The organism is Acinetobacter sp. Ac_5812, from assembly GCF_013072695.1.
Lineage (GTDB): Bacteria > Pseudomonadota > Gammaproteobacteria > Pseudomonadales > Moraxellaceae > Acinetobacter.
Map to the genome: position 1 here is coordinate 1 of NZ_LXUK01000009.1, position 17,626 is coordinate 17,626.

Here is a 17,626-nt window from a genome sequence, read left to right on the forward strand (position 1 = left end):
AACGTCTCGGCCATATTGCGCCATAAGCACAGCATCCAAAATCATGTTTGCACATGGGTTGCACAAAATAACTGCTGGATGAATTTTGCTGTAATAATCGACCGCATAATCTTCTTCGCAATATTGGCAAATTACATATTCATTTTTCATGTTGTAGCTCCTATAAAATTAGCTTTAATTACAACATGAAAGGTATTCTGGGTGTATTTACTCATGCTGCAACCTCCAGCACTGGAATACGTTTTCTGTAAGAACGCGTATTTGAAAATTTTGAAACTAGATCCTGGTATTCAGTCAAAAGTGAATGATCTGGCTGAATACTTGTTAGATCTGGAAGGGTGCGCATACTTGCATGCAATGCATATCCAGTGACCTGCTCAACCAGGCACATCAATGCATAGACTTTTGGGTTTTGTTTTGCGCCGTGAATGAGATCCACAGCACTGGCCATGATGCAAGTGATGCAACTCAATCGATCATTACCTTGATATGCCCAATGCGGCTGTTGGCCATCATCCTGAATGGTCCTAAAAACCTCACTGGTATTTAGCGAATGGATCGGCAGATAGTTGAACCAAGAACGGCCAGCTTTCCCATTATCTGCAGCTGGCTTATAAACTTCCTGCTTTGCACGGCCGACTGATTCCTCGGCACGTAACCCAATGCAATTTACAATGCGATCAATCCCATTAGCCTTGGTGTAACGGCGCACTTCCCGCTTTATTGGATCTCGCTTTAAGTCACTGGTGCACTGCCGGTATTTTGGTGCGGGAAAAGATGGCACCTCAGGACGTTCCTGGAAACGTTTGAGGACCATGTCAAGAAATGACTTTTTAGATTTGGCCACAATGAATGGAACACCAGCTGCTGCAGCTTGATCGCGGGCCAGTTCCATTGCCCCTGGCCACTCCATAAAGCCTAAACTGGCATGCACAACTAGGATCTGGTCCTTAGGTACATACTCAAGTAGCTTTATCATCATGGCTTGGCTATCCTTGCCGCCAGAATGATTAACGACAAACAGAGCACCTTGTTGAATTTCAGAAAGTGCTGATTCATGTATCATGATTCACCACCCTGGTCTTTCAATTGAATGAATCGACCGAACATAATGATTTTGTCAGCACGATACAGACTAGAAATAATCTGGCCAGCATCGTTATAACTGATACGGTGTGTCTGGCTCAAAGACTCAATTAATTCATCGCGAGTTACTGCAGCATTGGCCTCATCACGATTGATTTTTCGTAAATTGGCTTTTCGAACATCTAACAAATTATTTAATGTTCTCAATGCTGGCTCATACCACGACTGGATCGCCTGCGTTTGTTTGTGTTCAGGAAGTTTAGAGGTATTCATGACACCTCCTTTTGACCAGCTATTGCCTGCTGCAGATGTTTTAATTGGTCGCGGTACTTGGCAACGAATACGCGTACATCTGCATATTTCTCTACATGCCCACATGGGTTATCCCACATGTCTACCTGCATTCTTCTACTGCCGTCAAAGCTCATGCCCTGCCTAACTTCGCCACGTTGACTACCACAGTGGATACATACCCATGGCAGCGCCACAGTCATGTGATGAAAGCCTCCATGTTCTGCAACAGCAGGAATAGTTACTTGTTTCACTTGTGTAGCGATTGAAAAGCATAAGTCCTGGTTAAACTTGTCCGATGTTTCTTGATTTGATATAGTTGTCATGTTCTTGATCCCTCCGATTAATGAACACTGCTCAAAGCTCGAATCGCAACTTCGGGCTTTTTGCTTATTTGAAATACAGAAAAAATTGTTTTGAATACACTCATGTATTCACTTGAATACGTTGTATTCTTTGCTTTTTTGAACATTTCAATTGATGATTGGCCTAAATCAATTTGTAGCTTTAAATCTATGGCCTCTCTCAACCATTGCGCTCGATTTCCTTCTGCCAAATCATCTATCAACTGCTTTACCTCTACTGGTACACGGGTTGACATTGGCTCAAGTAATTTTTCACCTGATCTAATTTGTAGGTTTACGTTTTGCATAAGTTTTCCTCTGCTTCCTGTTTCCGCAGATATTGAAAATCTGCTGTTGGACACAAATCATCACACCGCACAGCTCCACCACTTTCTCTATCAATGTCGATAGCCAAACTAGCTCCACACGGCGTTGTGCTGTAGATAATTTGATTTAGGTTTCCAAGTGTTGTGCCGCACTTAGCCGCGAAAGTAGTTCTTTGTTCTTTAGTCAAAGGCTTCAAGAATTTCTTAAGCTTAATTTTTCCTAGATCAGCCATAATTAATTCCACTAAACTTTATTTAGTAAATACTAATTTTTATAATAAATTTAGTCAATAACTATTTAGCGTTTACGAATTTAGTTTTTACTAAAAAATAGTTAAGATGTGTTTTATGGACCAATTGCATTTAAGACGCGTAAATTTGCGCGCAATGATTGATAAAATCAGGAAAGAAAGAAATTTATCTTCCGATTCTGCTTTTTGTGATCAATACGAGAATCTGACTGCTAGCCACCTATCACAAATGATTAGGGGTAAGGGCACATTCGGTGAAAAAGTTGCTAGATCCTTAGAGGAACTATTGCAACTTGATAACGGGTATCTCGATCAAGATCATGGGCTAGCAACTTCAGAAGTCTTACAAAAGGTTTTTGGCAAAAACTGGAAAGATGAAGCTGATCCTAAATTAGTGAGACAGGCTTTAGATCTGCAAAGTAATAATGATTTCAAGAAAAGTGAAATCCTAGAAAATAGAAATAAATTTTTTGATAACAATGTAGTACCAGTAACAACTAAACTTTTACCAGTATTGTCTTGGGTACAAGCTGGAACTATGACAGCTATGGAACCAACAAATTTAACTGATGTAATCGATTGGCAACCTCCTTTAAGTCTTGATGATCCTGATGGTTGCTTTTATTTAAGAGTTGTTGGTGTAAGTAATTCACCTGTTTATATAGAAGGTGATTTGATTCTTGTTGATCCAGGCGTATATTTTGATGATCTTGTTTCTGGTGACTTGGTTGTAGTTAGAAATAATACCGATGCTACTTTTAAAAAACTAATCATTGAAAGTGATAATCGTAAATATCTTCAAGCCCTTAATCCAGAATGGAAGCCAAATATCATCGAGTTTGAAGATGGAATGGTTTTAGTTGGTATAGTAATTGATGCCACTAGACCACTTGGTGGCTCAAGACGTAAAAGAGTAAGAAGAATTTAATTATTATTTGTATCAAAACCCTGCTAAATGCAGGGTTTTTTATTATCTAATAAATTTTAAAAAATAAAATTTAGTAAATATTTAGTAAATACTATTGACTTAAAATTTAGTAAATACTAAATTATCCTCATGGACAGCAAAAAGCCCTGCCGACTCTCACATCTAAACAGGGCTCTTCACAACATGAGGTAGATTATGGAACAAAATGTTTTAAATCACAATCGCGGTTATGCAATTGGCAAGAGTTTGTTAAAAAATTGCACAGCTGCTGCTATTGGAGTTGGTGTTTTAACAGGTGCGTATGCACTCGTTACCAAGCCATTAGAAATCGCCCCTTCATACAATTATGCAAATACGCAATCTACATACGGCGTTTTAGCAGTCCAAATCACATCAGCAACCACAGGCCAAGCAGTAGTAAACCTTGATGGATTCCGTGTCTACACAAGCTTTGACTTTGAACTTGTTGAAGAATGGAACGGTGCAATTGGCGGAGAACAACCAACAATTCATATCACCAACTTGGCTGTTGACCAGATATTCACACCAAATAATGATAATTACGGTGACTTCACTAATACTGATGATATCAGGAACATGATTTCGATCATCACCGCCCATATCGAAAAAAACAGAATGGTTCGGGGGTGATCATGAGCATTACCAAGTTCACCACCCCATTCCGCGAGTTTATTACTCGTGATGATCAAGGGCGTTATCACGTCCGTTTAGGTCCTCAGACCTTCTCTACAAATTTTAAGTTTACAGATATCCGTCTCGAAAATGAGAACGGCGGTACACCTGTTGATCCTGAATATTTGGATGCTAAGCCATGGATCTTACGCAACCTCAAACAAGAGGTTGCCTCACAGCGAAAAAAGGAACGTGAGGAAATGTTCTCTAAGGACTGCTTCCAACGTACGCCATACAGCGCAAACCAAAAAATTGCATATAAAAATGCACGATCTAATTAAGGGGATCTGACATGTCACAACAACAATCACAATCTGCTGAATTAGATGTGTTACGCACCATTCAACAGGAATTAAAGGCACCAAAAAGCAAATTTAATAAATTTGGTAATTTCCATTACCGCAGCCTTGAGGACATTTTAGAAGGTGTTAAGCCATTTTTACTACAACATCACGCTACTTTAGTTTTGACTGATGAAGTGCAGGAAATTGGATCTGTAGTAGTGCTTACTGCTAAAGCTGTGTTTACCGATGCAAATGGCAAACAAACTGTTGTAACAGCTCATGCTGGTGTAGACATTAATAAGAAAGGTATGGATGTTGCTCAAACCTTTGGCGCTTCAAGCTCATACGCCCGTAAATACGCATTAAACGGACTATTTCTAATTGATGATACGCAAGATGCCGACACTGACGCTTACCAACAACAGGCAGGATCTCAGCAGCAAAATACGCAACAAAACAACCGTGGCCAAAATCAACAAGGATCAAGTGGCCAGAATAACCAGCGTGGCAACAATCAGCAAAGCCAACCAAATGCAAAGCCTCTGGCCGATCGTTATCAAGATGCTCTTGTCTCTATAAAAAATGCTAAGAATCCACGGACTTTAGATACAGCTATCGAAACCTTTAAAGGAACAACGTTCTTTGTTGGTATCAACAATGCCTGCCGTGCACGTGCAGATCAAATGGGATGGTCTCAAGGTAATCCCATGAATGGCCAAAATACAAATATGCATCACTAGGATTAGACCATGAATAATATTTTAAATGCTCAAGATGCCTTTGCAGCCTTACAAAAGGGTAAAAACCTTCTATGTCGTTTTAAAGAATCTGACTTCATGGAACTGGACCAATTCCCTGCCACTGTATTTGGTTTGCCTGATTATGAGTTTTGCCTAGATATTGAAAAAATCGAACTTTCAGGTTTCACATTTACTAAGCCATACGAAATAGATGAGCTGGTAGATGATCAGGATATATTTGTTATCGACTTTACTTGCTCACATGTTCTAAAAGGAAAATACAACAGTAAAAATAAACAATTGGTTGGCATGGTAGAAAATGGACTGGTCCAACGAAGTATATTTGATGCTGAAAGTCAAATCCGTGCTTTCCATGGTGTAATTGGTGTGCACAATGGTGTAATAGTGCGATTCGAGGACTTTTCTGTAAAACCATTAAAAGTAGATAGTCCCACTGAGCCAAAACAAACTCGGAAGCGTGAAAGCAAAAAGGATGTTGTAGATCCACAGATTGAACACAACAAAGATCTGGTTATAGATGCAATCGCTACATGCTTGACTACTGAGGATGTTGAAGGCACTTGTTATGGCCTGGATAAAAATGGATTCAATGCTTCACAGCTTGATGCAATAAACGCTGCCAAGCTAGCAAAGTTGGATCAGTTAGCACAAGGAAGGGTTGTGGCTGAAAGCCAAGATCATGAATTATTTAACCAAGATAAACTTGAGCCAGAATTATCGGTACTTTGTGATGCATTTTCTTCTGAAATTTACAATGCGAAAAGTAAGCTTGAATTAAACGAAGTTCGCCGCCGTATTAAATCAAATGATGAGTTATCAGAAGTTGAGCATGCTGAGTTAGCAACACGTATCAATATAAAACTTGCATCGTTAGAAGAAATCAAACTTGATGACGTTCATGAACCAAGAACCGAAACTGGCCACTATTTTGATCAAGTTAAAAAAGAGACTGCTGAGTGGAATGTTCAACTTCAAGATCTCTTAACTCGCCTTCAAAGTACAAAGACACCAGAAGAAGCAAATGCCCTGGTTAGCGATACAAGGACCTGGACCGAAGATCAGCGTCAACCGTTGTTACGAGCAATCAGCCGCCGATTACAAGAATTTCAAAACCCTAAACCAACTGAACAACCTTCATTAGCTGTTCAGATCCAAAACTCGCCAGACCTAACCACATTGGATGCTTTGGAAATCGATGTTTCATCCCTTGATGTTGTGATTCAACCAGAAATGTTGCGCCTAATCACCACTCGCCGCCAGCAGCTAGAAAAGGCAGCTAATGACGAGATCCAAGCATCATGAAATTCAACTACTCAACCAAAACCCGAATACTTTACGTATTCGGGGGGAATATGACGCACATTTTTCAAAATGTGAATGAATCAGAAATTACGGATCTGGTGGCCAACGCCAAGTTTAAAGAATCGATTTGGAGAAAGTAATGTCAAATCAAGATCAAGAAAAATTTATTCTTATGCCTGCAGAGTTGAGCCTAGAAACTGCCACTAAACGTGCGGAAGAACAATTGGCCGAGAACTTTGGCATCTTTAAAAATATGAACCGGTATTGTACAGAGCAAGAGCTCACACGCCAAAAAAGTCGGTGGATTGAGAAACGTGCTGGGGAATTACAAGAACAGTACCGGGCAATGGTTAAAGTAGTTGGGAGAACTTCATGAATACATTAGGTGATTTGAATAAAGCTCTATTTGACCAACTCGACAGACTTTCAAATGCAAGTAAAGAAGATCTGGCTACAGAAGTTGTTCGTGCGCAAAACATGGAAATCATTAGCGAGCAAATCATTAAAACACATGAAACTCAACTTGAAGCAGTGAAACTGGTTGCTGAATACAAGGGTTTAAGTGAAAACCAAACCGCCCCACTACTAGACGTGAAATACGAGGGATAACATGCCAAAAGGTCAAGCGATTAAATATACGCCTGAGCAATTAGACTTTATTAAGTCTAATTGCAGCCTTGGGCGCAATGAACTTACAGCAAAAGTGAATCTTAAATTCAACGAGAATTTTACTGTTGATCAAATCAAATCACTTTGCACACGTAATAAATGGAACACTGGCCGAACCGGTTGTTTTGGAAAAGGTGACAAGCCTTGGAATACTGGTACTAAAGGCCTGGTTAAACCCAATTCTGGAAACTTTAAATCTGGTCAGATTGCATGGAATAAAAAGCCAATTGGCTATGAGCGAATCTGCTCTAAAGATGGTTATGTAATTATTAAAATTGCTGAACCAAGTGAATTTGCTCATAAACACCGTGTTGTATGGGAAAAAGCTCACGGCCCTATTCCAGACGGCCAAGTGGTAGCATTTAAAAACATGGATAAAACTGACTGCCGTTTAGATAACCTTATGCTTATGACCAAAGCTGAAATGGTTCGTTATAGCCAAAGCTTTTACAAATTGGCCAATTCAGCAACAAATGAAACTTGCCTACTTATGGCCAAAGTGAAATCGAAAAAACACCAGGTAATTAAAGGCGGTGCGTCATGTTAAATATCAAAGTTGAGCAAGCATACTTTACGGACCATGTTAAAGCCTTAGGTGTGCTGAAAATTGATTGGAATGAAAATGGTGCAATCCAATCAATACAAAGAGATACCACCTGTATTTTTAGATTCGATCAAGTGGAAGCTTTGTGGGATACCTGGTTAAAGGCTAAAAATACAGGGATTGTTCTTTGTGAGAACGATATTGAAAGTGCGATAGAGATCGAAGGCACGGCGGTTAAAAGAATCCTGTCACATATTGAAATGGCCATCATCCAAAAAGCATTAATTTATAGCAAAGGCAATCAACGCCTAGCCGCAGATCAAATCGGCATAAGTCGCACCAAACTTAGATACAGAGTTAGGGGTATTAAACAAAATACAAGTGTGAGGGTTGCAGCATGAATAAATTAATAGCAAAAGCGGATGCGGAGGTGTGAAGATGCAAATTGATCGTAGAGTGCGAGCAGCAGAGTTTATGCAACTCCTCTCAATTAAAAGAACCAAGTTTTATCGCATGATTAAAAATGGTGAAATTCCACAACCAATCAAGGTGAGTGAAAGGGAAGTTTATTGGCATGAATCAAGCGTGAAGAAAGTAGTCGAAAAACATAAAGGAAATTCTGATATGATAGCCTGCTAACCGCAGGCTTTCTTTTAAGTCGAGTGCCTTTAAAAACGGGTAACTAAACGGGTAACAAGATAATCGCTTAAAAATTAGCTTATCAATTTCAATAGGTTAAGATGAACAAGATTGTTGTAAAAAAACATAATGGTGGCACGATTGCTCAAAACAAAAGAGCGCGTCACGATTACTTTATCGAAGAAAAATTTGAAGCAGGCATGTCCCTCCAAGGTTGGGAAGTAAAGTCTCTACGTGCGGGACGTATGACGCTCACAGAAAGCTATGTAATTTTTAAAAATGGCGAAGCTTTTTTATTGGGCTCACAAATTCAGCCTTTATTGTCTGCATCAACCCATGTGGTTCCAGAAGCAACACGTACGCGTAAGTTGCTGCTCTCTCGTCGTGAGCTAGAAAAGCTTTTGGGTGCAGTGAATCAAAAAGGCTATTCATGTGTGCCGTTGGCTTGTTACTGGAAAGGCCGTTTGGTTAAGTTGGAAATTGCACTGGTGAAAGGTAAGCAATTACACGACAAACGTGCCACAGAAAAAGACCGAGACTGGCAACGTGATAAATCTCGTCTGCTGTATAAATAAAAAAAACCTCCAATTATTGGAGGTTTTTTTTCGTTCAAGATTAAACTGGGATATGCTTTAATCTTAATTCTGCTAAATATTTTCCGAACTTACGTGCAGTTTCCAAATCACCTTCTGGGGGCGTAATTTCAACACTAGCATTATCTGACTGGGTCATTAAGCCCAGAAAGCTCGACATACGGTTAATATCTAAAGCACTTCTTCCCGTTGGCATAAATGGCAAACCAGCCCACAACATGCCGTGTTGCATCGCAAATAAGTTAATTTGCTGCAATACCGCCAATTTATCGCCACTAAGACCACCACCATTGGTAAAACCAGCAGCCAGTTTGCCTTGCCATGCCCGCGCCAACCAACGTTTAGATGAATCTTCCATAAACTGTTTCAATGCAGCTGTGAGACTGCCCATATAGGTTGGACAACCAATAACGATCACATCTGCTTGGTCTAATAAGTCCCACTGCGGCGCAGCCACAGAAATGAGATGCACTTCTGCACCTGCCTGCTCGGCACCCTGAGTAATATATTGCGCAACTTTGGCCGTATGCCCATAAGGACTATGATAAACCACACAAACTTTAACTTGGGGGATAATTTGCTCAATAACAGACATGGAGAATTTTAAAAACCAATGAATTAGATCAAGTTTAACATTTTCACTACGACATGGCGAATCAACAACGCAAAGGATGCAATTTACTGCATAAATACAAAAGTTGCCATTCGTCCTGTTTTTGCATCACGACGATAAGAAAAATAATCTTCGGCTTGTTGATAAGAACACTGATCTCCGCCTAAAACAGTTTCCACACCGAAACGGTTTAAAATAAAGCGGGCAATCGCATAAAGGTCCGCATGATATTTACCCACCTCTTGGCCAGTAACAAAAGCTGTTTTCAGTTCAGGATATTTGTCACAAAAAGCAGCTTTGACTTCTGCACCTATTTCAAAACACGGTTGGCTAATCGCAGCACCCAACCATGCCCAACTCGGTTGGGACTGCATTTCAGCGACTGTATTTTCGATAATCCCATTGGCCAAGCCACGCCAACCTGCATGTAGATTGGCAACTTCAGTACCTTCGGCATTACCCAACACCACAGGCAGACAATCAGCTGTCATCATCATTAAAGCATGGCCTACTTTTTGCGTAACTAAGCCATCGCCTTCAAGGGCAACAAATGGAATCTGTTCATTCACGGTATGGCAAATCGTGCTATGCGTTTGTGTCATCCATGTGATTTTATCTACACCAAATGCAGATAACTGATTCAGTAATATCATGCGATGCTGCTGAACACGTTGTGCCTCATCATTGACATGCAAAGCCAAATTAAATCCTGATAGATTTTGATTCGATGTTGCAATAGCTTGAGCATGTTCAATCTGCGTTTGTGCGACATAGACCCCTTTCGGCAGATCTTGTACAAATTCCATAACTATCTCCTGAGCTATATTTTCTACCGTCAACCTCTCCCTTGCGGAACTATAATCGTTCCTCATCTCCTAAAAACAGAGGGCATTTAAATTACTGTAAGACATTGAATTCACCAAAGTCTCCCTCCTTTAAGGAGGAAGACTTAGAGGGAGGTAGCGCTTTACTTAATACGCTTCATTTTCACTACGTAGGACTTCAAGCAACTGAGTAAAATCCTCTGGCCAAGGTGCTTCAAACATCATTTCTTCACCCGTACGCGGATGTACTAAACCGAGTTTGGCTGCATGCAAAGCTTGACGCTTAAAGCTACGTAACATATCCGTTAATGTTTCTGATGCGCCTGCTGGGAAACGCACACGATTCACATAAACAGGATCACCCACCAAACCATGTCCAAGATAACTAAAGTGCACACGAATTTGATGGGTGCGCCCTGTTTCAAGTTGTGCTTGGATACGGGTAAAGTCACGGAAGCGTTCTTTCACATTATAATGTGTTACCGCATCACGCCCGCCCGGTAAGATCGCCATTTTGACACGGTCTACAGGATGACGTTTAATCGGTTCATCAATGGTGCCACCCGCAATGACATTGCCATACACAACTAAATCATAAACGCGATAAACGGTTTTCTTGGCTAACTGCTTGCTCAGAGAAAATTGAGCTTCCAGATTTTTTGCAACCACCAATAAACCACTGGTGTCTTTATCAATACGATGTACCAAGCCTGCACGAGACAGCTCTGCCAATTTTGGCGCATGATAAAGTAACGCATTCACCAAGGTTCCAGTTGGATTGCCTGCACCCGGATGAACGACCATCCCCACTTCTTTATTGATCACAATAATATCGTCATCTTCATAGACAATATTTAATGGAATGTTTTCAGGTTGGCTTGAAGTTTGTGTTTCAAGTTCAACCTCAAGCGTAAGCAGCTCATTGCCTTCACAACGGTACTTTGGTTTAACAATGTTACCATTTACCAACAGATGACCGTCTTTCATCCATTGCTTGAGTTTCTCGCGAGAAAAGTCACTCCAAACCAATGCGGCAACCTGATCAATACGTTGACCTAAATAGTTTTCATCAAGTTGAATTTGCAACGATAAACGTGTTGCAGTTGAGTCGGAATTATGATTATCTGCATCCACAGAATCTTCGAGTAAGAAATCTGTTTCAGAGATGTTTGAATTGGAAGATTGTGCTGAAGTCATTTGATGATCGGTACAAAAATGGTTTAATAGCACCATTGTAGCTCATTGCCCAGAATAACAGAGGAGTTTTTATGTCGCTACCACGTTATAAAATTACGGTGCTTGCACTATCTTTAGGTGTAGCGTCTGCATTTGTGGGCTGTAGCAGCAATCCAAGTAAGAAAGATGTGGTGGATAAAGGACCACAATCGAGTGAACAAGTTTATTTTGAAAAAGCAATAAAATCGCTTGAACGCAATCAATATACCGATGCAGTAAAGTCACTCGAAGCTTTAGACACGTACTATCCAACTGGGCAATATACGCAACAAGCTCAACTTGAGCTGCTTTATGCGAAATTCAAGCAAAAAGATTATGAAGGTACGATTGCACTTGCAGATCGTTTCATTCGCTTAAATCCACAACATCCAAATGTTGATTATGCCTACTATGTTCGTGGCGTAGCCAACATGGAGATGAATTACGACAGTTTGATTCGCTATACTTCTTTACAGCAATCACACCGCGATGTGAGCTATGTCAAAGTTGCTTATCAAAACTTCGTAGAACTGATTCGTCGCTTCCCAAGTAGCCAATATTCGGTTGATGCTGCACAGCGTATGAAGTTTATTGGTCAAGAATTGGCTGAAAGCGAAATGAACGCAGCGCGTTTCAACATTCAACGCAAAGCATGGCTTGCTGCTGCTGAGCGTGCGCAATGGGTAATTGAACACTATCCGCAAACGCCACAAACGCCTGAAGCATTAGCTACTTTAGCTTATAGCTATCAAAAACTTGGTGATAATGCGACCTCTCAGCAATATATTGATATCTTAAAACTCAACTATCCAAATCTCGTAAAATCGAATGGCGAAGTGAATTTACGTGCTGCACGTAAAGAAGGTAGTTGGGTGAATCGTGCAACTTTAGGTTTGTTGGGTCGCGAATCTAAAACGGTTCAAACGAAAAAAGATGAAGTAAGCAGCGATACTGAACAACGCAGCTTAACCAATCGTTTAAGCTTCGGTTTGTTTGATAAACCTGAAGCTGAACAAGCCACACCTGCTCCAGTGGCAGCACCTGAAGCACCGGCAGCAACCACGGAAAATAAACCGAGTTGGAAAAACCGTTTAAGCTTTGGCCTATTAGATAAGCCAGAAGCGAGCAATACATCTGAGGACGATGCTGCAAACTAATTTGCAATCATCTGATACATCAAACAGGCAAGTCTCCCTTGCCTGTTTTTTATTTTATGTAACAATGATTCCTGACATTTTGCAGTGCAACAATGTTCTACTCCCCGTCTTAAATGGTTAAACACACATGGCAATTCCACAACATACGATTGATCAAATTTTAGATCGAACCGACATTGTCGATCTGATCGGTCAACGTGTGAAGTTAAAAAAGACGGGACGTACCTATTCGGGTTGTTGCCCTTTCCATCAGGAAAAGTCACCCTCATTCCATGTTTATCGAGATAAGCAGTACTATCATTGTTTCGGTTGCCAAGCCAATGGCAATGCCATTCGCTTTTTGATGGACATTGACAGCCGTAACTTTGTCGATGTAATGAAAGATTTATCTAATCAGACAGGCATCGAACTCCCTAAAGATAATCACGATAATAAAAAACTATCCTATAAACGCAGCCCACAACAGGCCGCTGCTCCACAAACAACACCACCAAAACAAGAACAATCAACAGCACCAGCTCCTTCTATCCAAGAAGCGCTGGACGATCATTTTGTTGATATGGATCACTATATGGATGATCCTTTTGCGCAGTTTGATCCGTCATTTAACATTCAAGAACAGGTACAAGAAGGTAATCTCTACGACTTGTTAGAAAATGTCGCTCAGTTTTATGAACGTCAACTCCCTAATAGTCAAAAGGCACAAAACTATTTTAAACAGCGTGGCTTATCCCCACAAACCATTCAATTTTGGCGCTTAGGCTATGCACCAGAGGATTGGCAACATTTAGAAAAAGCCTTTCCGCAAGATATTGAAGGTTTAAAACAACTGGGCTTAATTCGTTCCAGTGACAGTGGTCGAGATTTCGATTTATTACGTGAACGGGTGATTTTCCCGATCCGCGATCATAAAGGACGTGTGGTAGGTTTTGGTGGTCGTGCCTTAAACGATGAGATTAAACCGAAATATATCAACTCACCTGATTCTGAAGTCTTCCATAAAAACCAGCTGCTTTATGGCCTATATGAAGGCCGTAAACTCAAAGCCAATGATTGGCTGATGGTCGAAGGTTATATGGACGTCATTGCCTTACAGCAATATGGCATCAATGGTGCTGTGGCAACATTGGGAACGGCCAGTAATGCCGATCACTTAACCACGCTATTTAAGCAAAATTCTCGAATTACCATTGCCTTTGATGGAGATGCCGCAGGTCAAAAAGCAGCACGACGCACTTTGGAAATTGCCCTGCCATTACTCAATGATGGTCGTGAATTAAAATTTTTTGTACTTCCCAATGAGCACGATCCTGATTCCTTAATTCGTCGTGAAGGCTTAGAAAACTTCCAAAAACTATTACAACAAGCACCACTGTTATCTGACTTTGTGTTTGCCCATCTAACAGGACAACATGATGTCAGTACGCCGGAAGGTAAAAGTCTGGTCATGGGTGAACTACGTGAATTAACGGAGTTATTGCCTAAACATGGCTCATTCCGTTATCTGCTGAGTCAGTCTTTCCGTGAAAAACTTGGGCTTGGAAAACGCTTCACCCCACAAATCAGCCATGATGCCTCTTTATCTTTTAATATTCAGACCAAAGACGAAGATTTTGCAGTGGCGATTTTAATGCACCACCCCTTCCTGTATATTCATTTTGAAGAGCTGCGCGCGGTGATTGATCAAAATGAATTATTGGCGAAGATTTTAGCGGCACTGAATATTGTGTTTGATGATCTTCCTGATGATCAGGAACTTGCAACCTATTATGTGCTGGGCGCTTGTAGTAGTTATAGCCATGAACTGGCTGATATTATGCAGCGTACCAATATCCAATCCTTAACCCAAGCACCTGAAGTTGCCGATAAACTTGCGAAAGAATATGCACTCGGTCTACAAGAGAAGTATTTGCGCTTAAAACTAAAATCGCCAATTTCTTTAATTGAATCGCGTAATTTACGTCAACAACTGAATGAATTGACCAAACAGATTAGTTTGCGTTTATTGTCTTAATTGTGCATTACTGGCGTGGCTTACGCTCATGTTCAAACACATCTTGTAGATGTTGCTGTAGCCATTCAAAGTAATCTGGATTTTCAGCTTTAGCTGCTTCTCTAAGTAAAATTGAGGTTGGGTGCATCAACTTCTGGGTCAAGCGATGTGCAAACTCTTGTAAGACCTGCTCAGCAGTATTTCCATGTTGCAACGATTCTAAAGCATGCGCCAATTCTTTTTGACTCACTTCTTCACTGTGCTGGCGATAGGCCTGAATGGTACCACTGGCTTCTTTAACCTTTTGCTGAGTCATCAATTGGGTCGCCAATTGATTGACCATGATTTCAGCTTCAACTGCGGCCTGACGACGTTGCGCTAGGTTTTCATCAATCACGCTTTGTAAGTCATCAACACCATACAAATACACGTTATCCAATGATTCGACTTTGGGGGCAATATCACGCGGAACAGCTAAATCGACCATCAACATTTGTTGATAGCGACGCTTTTTTAATGCAGCTTTAACGTCTGAATATTCAATCACTTGATGCAAACTACCTGTACAGCTAGAGACGACATCCGCTCTATGCAAGTTTTGTGCAAGCTCAGCAAAGGGGATAATTTCCACATCAACTTGATGGGCAATTTCTTGTGCCAACAGATCTGCACGTTCACGGCTACGGTTACAAATCAGGATCTTCGCTACCCCCATTTCGGCCAAATGTTTGGCAACCAAGGTGTTCATCTCGCCTGCCGCGACCACCATCACTGTGAGTTTTTCAGTATGACTAAACACCTGAGAAGCCAACTGTGCAACCGCATAACCCATTGAAACAGCGTGGCTTCCTACTGAAGTTTCAGAACGGACACGCTTTGCCGCATAAAAAGCATATTCAAATACGCTGTTTAATTCTGGCGAAACGGTTTCTGCATCTTTGGACAGCGCTAAGGCACTTTTCACTTGCCCTAAAATTTGCGGCTCACCCAACATCAGCGAGTCTAAACCACTGGCAACACGCATTAAATGTGTAACAGCTTGGGCATTTTCGTAACGATAAACATGATGAATTAACTGTTTTACATCAATATTATTCACTTGGGCCAGCCAAGTCAGAACGCTATCCGCATCTTCTGTCATGGCATAGACTTCGGTGCGGTTGCAGGTTGATACCACCACCAGATCATTCAGCGATGAATGTTGGTTTTGTTCAAGCAATAGCGCAGCTAATCGCTCTGCATTGAAAGCAATTTGTTCGCGAAGTTCAACAGAGGCTGTTTGATGGTTGACGCCCAATGCAAAGAAAGACATATCAGATCATCATTTCGCTAAATTTATGTTATTGTGCAACATCGGTGTCATAAAAAGCATTACTTTGGATCAATAAAAATTGCGTCAGCTATATCGCCGTACCCTTTTTAGCGGCAAGACGATTAGACGGTATTCTACCACAATCTTGTTGTTAGGTAGCATGAGCTCTTATGTCTCTGCACAAGCAATACACGACATGTATGCAGACAAGAGCTTCGAGCATGCGCTGCAACAGAGCATGATTGCTGAATTTTCCCTTGCTTATGATGATATTGCAACCGCGCTACATAATTATACGGTGCTTGCGATTCGTAGTAATTCAACCACTATTAAACAACGCGCCTTAGACATTGCTTTAGAATACAATGACCTACAAGCCGCCTTAAATATTGCCACGCATTGGGTTGAACAAGAACCCAAAGATGTTCCTGCCCTGTTCTATTTGTCTCATATCGCGTTAAAAACACATGAATATGAGTTGGCAGCCAAGACGCTAGATAAGATTCTAAATATTGATCCTACTGCCGATCTGGAAGAAATTTTAGCTGGGATTGCACCTGAACAGGCACAAGATCGTGAGATTCTACTCAATGCACTCCGTGCCAGTGAGGAGCGCAACAACCCCTCTATTCTCGCTTTAATTGCAGGTTTAGAAGCGCAAGATGGTTTGTATGAACAAGCACTGAATAATATTAATCGTGCATTACGCAAACGTTCAAAATCAACCAGTTTCATTTTAATGAAAGCTAATTTATTGATGGCTTTACGTAATGACGAGGAAACTCAAAAATGGTTTGCTCAAGCCAGTCGCAAAAATAAGAATAATATTGATGTACGAATGGCGGAAGCGCGCTATTACATTCAAATTAATCAGCAACAAGAAGCTTTGGATAAACTTGAAGATATTATTAAAGACCATCCCAAGGCAGAAGAAGCGCTCTTTATTGCGGGCTTGACCAGTATTGACTTAAAGCAATATGAAAAAGCCGAACAATATTTGGTTGAATTGCGATCATCGGCAAAATACCAAAATGAGGCTTATTATTACCTTGCGATCAATGCGCAACGTAAACAACATTATGAAACTGCAAAAGCATACTATCGCCTAGTCGATGGTAGTTTATATATCGTTTCTCGCCGCAATATGATTGCCATCTTTGAGAAGCAAGGCCAACTGAATGATGCCTTACGCTTCTTGACCCAAGAACGGGTGAATTACCCACAACATGCCAGTTTCTTATATCAAGCACAGGCCGATATTCTAAAGAAGATGGATAATAAAAAGGCGGCGTTAGCCTTGCTTGATGAAGCCATTAAGAGTTTACCTGATGACCCTGAACTGATTTATGCCGAAGTATTATTACTCGATCCATATACCGATCGAGATAAATTAGACAAAACATTAAAGCAACTCTTAATCATTGAGCCCAACAGCCCAACCTATCTGAATGCTTATGCCTATACACTGGCACTGCAAAACCGTCGCCTTAAAGAAGCACGTAAATATGCAGAACTAGCGCTAGATTTTGCCCCAGAACAGGCATCTATCCTAGACACCTTAGGCTATATCGCCTTTTTACAAAATGATTTTGATACCGCATCCAAAGTCTTGGGCCAAGCGTATTCGCTGAGTGAGAATGTCAATATTGGTATTCGTTATGCTAAAGCCCTGTATATGCAAGGCGCACTCACGCAATTTAGCGAGGTGTTACAGCAATTGAAACAAAAACATGCCAATGCCCCACAATTACAACAACTTGATGGCTTAATCTTACCCATTACCGTAAAAAAGAGTTAAATT

The 17,626-nt window shown here is 40.8% G+C and carries 23 protein-coding genes; 14 read left to right on the top strand and 9 right to left on the bottom strand.

Annotation, left to right across the window (positions count from 1 at the left end; genetic code table 11):
- Nucleotides 1-211: 211 nt before the first annotated feature.
- The 5 genes from A7P55_RS07595 to A7P55_RS07615 are packed head-to-tail and all read right to left on the bottom strand — an operon-like array spanning nucleotide 212 to nucleotide 2,280.
- Entirely contained in the window at nucleotides 212-1,066 is an 855-nt protein-coding gene (locus tag A7P55_RS07595) for a phosphoadenosine phosphosulfate reductase family protein (protein WP_171551681.1), read from the bottom strand.
- Nucleotides 1,063-1,359, bottom strand: a complete 297-nt coding sequence (locus tag A7P55_RS07600; protein ID WP_171551682.1) for a hypothetical protein — start codon at nucleotides 1,357-1,359, stop codon at nucleotides 1,063-1,065. The genes A7P55_RS07595 and A7P55_RS07600 overlap by 4 nt, the downstream gene beginning before the upstream one ends.
- A complete protein-coding gene (locus A7P55_RS07605) occupies nucleotides 1,356-1,703 on the bottom strand; it encodes a hypothetical protein (protein ID WP_171551683.1) in 348 nt (115 codons plus the stop codon). The genes A7P55_RS07600 and A7P55_RS07605 overlap by 4 nt, the downstream gene beginning before the upstream one ends.
- Before the next feature lie 17 nt (nucleotides 1,704-1,720).
- Nucleotides 1,721-2,029 (bottom strand): hypothetical protein, encoded by a 309-nt coding sequence (locus tag A7P55_RS07610; RefSeq protein ID WP_171551684.1) that lies wholly within the window; start codon nucleotides 2,027-2,029, stop codon nucleotides 1,721-1,723.
- Complete coding sequence (locus tag A7P55_RS07615) at nucleotides 2,017-2,280, bottom strand: helix-turn-helix domain-containing protein (protein WP_171551685.1); 264 nt, start codon at nucleotides 2,278-2,280, stop codon at nucleotides 2,017-2,019. Before A7P55_RS07615 ends, A7P55_RS07610 begins: the two co-directional genes overlap by 13 nt.
- A gap of 115 nt (nucleotides 2,281-2,395) precedes the next feature.
- Between A7P55_RS07615 and A7P55_RS07620 the strand changes: the two genes are divergently transcribed.
- The 11 genes from A7P55_RS07620 (at nucleotide 2,396) to smpB (ending at nucleotide 8,693) form a co-directional block, all read left to right on the top strand.
- Entirely contained in the window at nucleotides 2,396-3,226 is an 831-nt protein-coding gene (locus tag A7P55_RS07620; RefSeq protein ID WP_252727840.1) for a S24 family peptidase, read from the top strand.
- 195 nt (nucleotides 3,227-3,421) lie between these two features.
- On the top strand, nucleotides 3,422-3,877 hold the full coding sequence (locus tag A7P55_RS07625) for a hypothetical protein (protein ID WP_171551686.1): 456 nt from the start codon (nucleotides 3,422-3,424) through the stop codon (nucleotides 3,875-3,877).
- Nucleotides 3,878-3,879: 2 nt separating this feature from the next.
- On the top strand, nucleotides 3,880-4,200 hold the full coding sequence (locus A7P55_RS07630) for a hypothetical protein (RefSeq protein WP_171551687.1): 321 nt from the start codon (nucleotides 3,880-3,882) through the stop codon (nucleotides 4,198-4,200).
- 11 nt (nucleotides 4,201-4,211) lie between these two features.
- Entirely contained in the window at nucleotides 4,212-4,943 is a 732-nt protein-coding gene (locus A7P55_RS07635) for an ERF family protein (RefSeq protein WP_171551688.1), read from the top strand.
- Nucleotides 4,944-4,952: 9 nt separating this feature from the next.
- Nucleotides 4,953-6,266 (top strand): hypothetical protein, encoded by a 1,314-nt coding sequence (locus A7P55_RS07640; RefSeq protein ID WP_171551689.1) that lies wholly within the window; start codon nucleotides 4,953-4,955, stop codon nucleotides 6,264-6,266.
- 139 nt (nucleotides 6,267-6,405) lie between these two features.
- On the top strand, nucleotides 6,406-6,642 hold the full coding sequence (locus tag A7P55_RS07645) for a hypothetical protein (protein ID WP_171551690.1): 237 nt from the start codon (nucleotides 6,406-6,408) through the stop codon (nucleotides 6,640-6,642).
- Nucleotides 6,639-6,875: a hypothetical protein gene (locus A7P55_RS07650; protein WP_171551691.1), complete on the top strand. Its 237-nt coding sequence runs from the start codon at nucleotides 6,639-6,641 to the stop codon at nucleotides 6,873-6,875. Before A7P55_RS07645 ends, A7P55_RS07650 begins: the two co-directional genes overlap by 4 nt.
- A 1-nt stretch (nucleotide 6,876) precedes the next feature.
- Nucleotides 6,877-7,482: an HNH endonuclease signature motif containing protein gene (locus tag A7P55_RS07655; protein WP_171551692.1), complete on the top strand. Its 606-nt coding sequence runs from the start codon at nucleotides 6,877-6,879 to the stop codon at nucleotides 7,480-7,482.
- Complete coding sequence (locus tag A7P55_RS07660; protein ID WP_171551693.1) at nucleotides 7,476-7,880, top strand: helix-turn-helix domain-containing protein; 405 nt, start codon at nucleotides 7,476-7,478, stop codon at nucleotides 7,878-7,880. The genes A7P55_RS07655 and A7P55_RS07660 overlap by 7 nt, the downstream gene beginning before the upstream one ends.
- A 37-nt stretch (nucleotides 7,881-7,917) precedes the next feature.
- Nucleotides 7,918-8,118 (top strand): AlpA family phage regulatory protein, encoded by a 201-nt coding sequence (locus A7P55_RS07665; protein ID WP_171551694.1) that lies wholly within the window; start codon nucleotides 7,918-7,920, stop codon nucleotides 8,116-8,118.
- Nucleotides 8,119-8,219: 101 nt separating this feature from the next.
- On the top strand, nucleotides 8,220-8,693 hold the full coding sequence (smpB, locus tag A7P55_RS07670; RefSeq protein ID WP_004804984.1) for an SsrA-binding protein SmpB: 474 nt from the start codon (nucleotides 8,220-8,222) through the stop codon (nucleotides 8,691-8,693).
- 40 nt (nucleotides 8,694-8,733) lie between these two features.
- Here smpB and A7P55_RS07675 read toward each other — a convergent pair whose 3' ends face one another.
- From A7P55_RS07675 to rluD, 3 genes are all read right to left on the bottom strand, one after another.
- The gene (locus A7P55_RS07675; RefSeq protein ID WP_171551695.1) at nucleotides 8,734-9,306 is read right to left on the bottom strand and encodes a flavodoxin family protein; all 573 of its coding nucleotides are present in this window, start codon (nucleotides 9,304-9,306) and stop codon (nucleotides 8,734-8,736) included.
- A gap of 83 nt (nucleotides 9,307-9,389) precedes the next feature.
- Nucleotides 9,390-10,130 (bottom strand): peptidoglycan editing factor PgeF, encoded by a 741-nt coding sequence (pgeF, locus tag A7P55_RS07680; protein WP_171551696.1) that lies wholly within the window; start codon nucleotides 10,128-10,130, stop codon nucleotides 9,390-9,392.
- Between the two features lie 165 nt (nucleotides 10,131-10,295).
- Complete coding sequence (gene rluD / locus A7P55_RS07685) at nucleotides 10,296-11,345, bottom strand: 23S rRNA pseudouridine(1911/1915/1917) synthase RluD (RefSeq protein WP_171551838.1); 1,050 nt, start codon at nucleotides 11,343-11,345, stop codon at nucleotides 10,296-10,298.
- A gap of 71 nt (nucleotides 11,346-11,416) precedes the next feature.
- On the opposite strand from rluD, the gene A7P55_RS07690 reads away from it, so the two are divergent.
- Together A7P55_RS07690 and A7P55_RS07695 are read left to right on the top strand one after the other, a co-directional pair.
- A complete protein-coding gene (locus tag A7P55_RS07690) occupies nucleotides 11,417-12,520 on the top strand; it encodes an outer membrane protein assembly factor BamD (RefSeq protein WP_171551697.1) in 1,104 nt (367 codons plus the stop codon).
- A gap of 127 nt (nucleotides 12,521-12,647) precedes the next feature.
- Nucleotides 12,648-14,534 (top strand): CHC2 zinc finger domain-containing protein, encoded by a 1,887-nt coding sequence (locus A7P55_RS07695; protein WP_171551698.1) that lies wholly within the window; start codon nucleotides 12,648-12,650, stop codon nucleotides 14,532-14,534.
- Between the two features lie 7 nt (nucleotides 14,535-14,541).
- Here the strand turns inward: A7P55_RS07695 and hemA are convergent, their stop codons facing one another.
- The gene (gene hemA / locus A7P55_RS07700) at nucleotides 14,542-15,825 is read right to left on the bottom strand and encodes a glutamyl-tRNA reductase (RefSeq protein WP_171551699.1); all 1,284 of its coding nucleotides are present in this window, start codon (nucleotides 15,823-15,825) and stop codon (nucleotides 14,542-14,544) included.
- A 79-nt stretch (nucleotides 15,826-15,904) separates the two neighbouring features.
- On the opposite strand from hemA, the gene A7P55_RS07705 reads away from it, so the two are divergent.
- Nucleotides 15,905-17,623 (top strand): tetratricopeptide repeat protein, encoded by a 1,719-nt coding sequence (locus A7P55_RS07705; RefSeq protein WP_216077996.1) that lies wholly within the window; start codon nucleotides 15,905-15,907, stop codon nucleotides 17,621-17,623.
- Nucleotides 17,624-17,626: the final 3 nt, after the last annotated feature.

Bases quoted from the DNA above. Each gene is read 5' to 3' on its own strand.
- A7P55_RS07595 (WP_171551681.1), bottom strand. From the start codon at position 1,066: ATGATACATGAATCAGCACTTTCTGAAATTCAACAAGGTGCTCTGTTT.
- A7P55_RS07600 (WP_171551682.1), bottom strand. From the start codon at position 1,359: ATGAATACCTCTAAACTTCCTGAACACAAACAAACGCAGGCGATCCAG.
- A7P55_RS07605 (WP_171551683.1), bottom strand. From the start codon at position 1,703: ATGACAACTATATCAAATCAAGAAACATCGGACAAGTTTAACCAGGAC.
- A7P55_RS07610 (WP_171551684.1), bottom strand. From the start codon at position 2,029: ATGCAAAACGTAAACCTACAAATTAGATCAGGTGAAAAATTACTTGAG.
- A7P55_RS07615 (WP_171551685.1), bottom strand. From the start codon at position 2,280: ATGGCTGATCTAGGAAAAATTAAGCTTAAGAAATTCTTGAAGCCTTTG.
- A7P55_RS07620 (WP_252727840.1), top strand. From the start codon at position 2,396: ATGGACCAATTGCATTTAAGACGCGTAAATTTGCGCGCAATGATTGAT.
- A7P55_RS07625 (WP_171551686.1), top strand. From the start codon at position 3,422: ATGGAACAAAATGTTTTAAATCACAATCGCGGTTATGCAATTGGCAAG.
- A7P55_RS07630 (WP_171551687.1), top strand. From the start codon at position 3,880: ATGAGCATTACCAAGTTCACCACCCCATTCCGCGAGTTTATTACTCGT.
- A7P55_RS07635 (WP_171551688.1), top strand. From the start codon at position 4,212: ATGTCACAACAACAATCACAATCTGCTGAATTAGATGTGTTACGCACC.
- A7P55_RS07640 (WP_171551689.1), top strand. From the start codon at position 4,953: ATGAATAATATTTTAAATGCTCAAGATGCCTTTGCAGCCTTACAAAAG.
- A7P55_RS07645 (WP_171551690.1), top strand. From the start codon at position 6,406: ATGTCAAATCAAGATCAAGAAAAATTTATTCTTATGCCTGCAGAGTTG.
- A7P55_RS07650 (WP_171551691.1), top strand. From the start codon at position 6,639: ATGAATACATTAGGTGATTTGAATAAAGCTCTATTTGACCAACTCGAC.
- A7P55_RS07655 (WP_171551692.1), top strand. From the start codon at position 6,877: ATGCCAAAAGGTCAAGCGATTAAATATACGCCTGAGCAATTAGACTTT.
- A7P55_RS07660 (WP_171551693.1), top strand. From the start codon at position 7,476: ATGTTAAATATCAAAGTTGAGCAAGCATACTTTACGGACCATGTTAAA.
- A7P55_RS07665 (WP_171551694.1), top strand. From the start codon at position 7,918: ATGCAAATTGATCGTAGAGTGCGAGCAGCAGAGTTTATGCAACTCCTC.
- smpB (WP_004804984.1), top strand. From the start codon at position 8,220: ATGAACAAGATTGTTGTAAAAAAACATAATGGTGGCACGATTGCTCAA.
- A7P55_RS07675 (WP_171551695.1), bottom strand. From the start codon at position 9,306: ATGTCTGTTATTGAGCAAATTATCCCCCAAGTTAAAGTTTGTGTGGTT.
- pgeF (WP_171551696.1), bottom strand. From the start codon at position 10,130: ATGGAATTTGTACAAGATCTGCCGAAAGGGGTCTATGTCGCACAAACG.
- rluD (WP_171551838.1), bottom strand. From the start codon at position 11,345: ATGACTTCAGCACAATCTTCCAATTCAAACATCTCTGAAACAGATTTC.
- A7P55_RS07690 (WP_171551697.1), top strand. From the start codon at position 11,417: ATGTCGCTACCACGTTATAAAATTACGGTGCTTGCACTATCTTTAGGT.
- A7P55_RS07695 (WP_171551698.1), top strand. From the start codon at position 12,648: ATGGCAATTCCACAACATACGATTGATCAAATTTTAGATCGAACCGAC.
- hemA (WP_171551699.1), bottom strand. From the start codon at position 15,825: ATGTCTTTCTTTGCATTGGGCGTCAACCATCAAACAGCCTCTGTTGAA.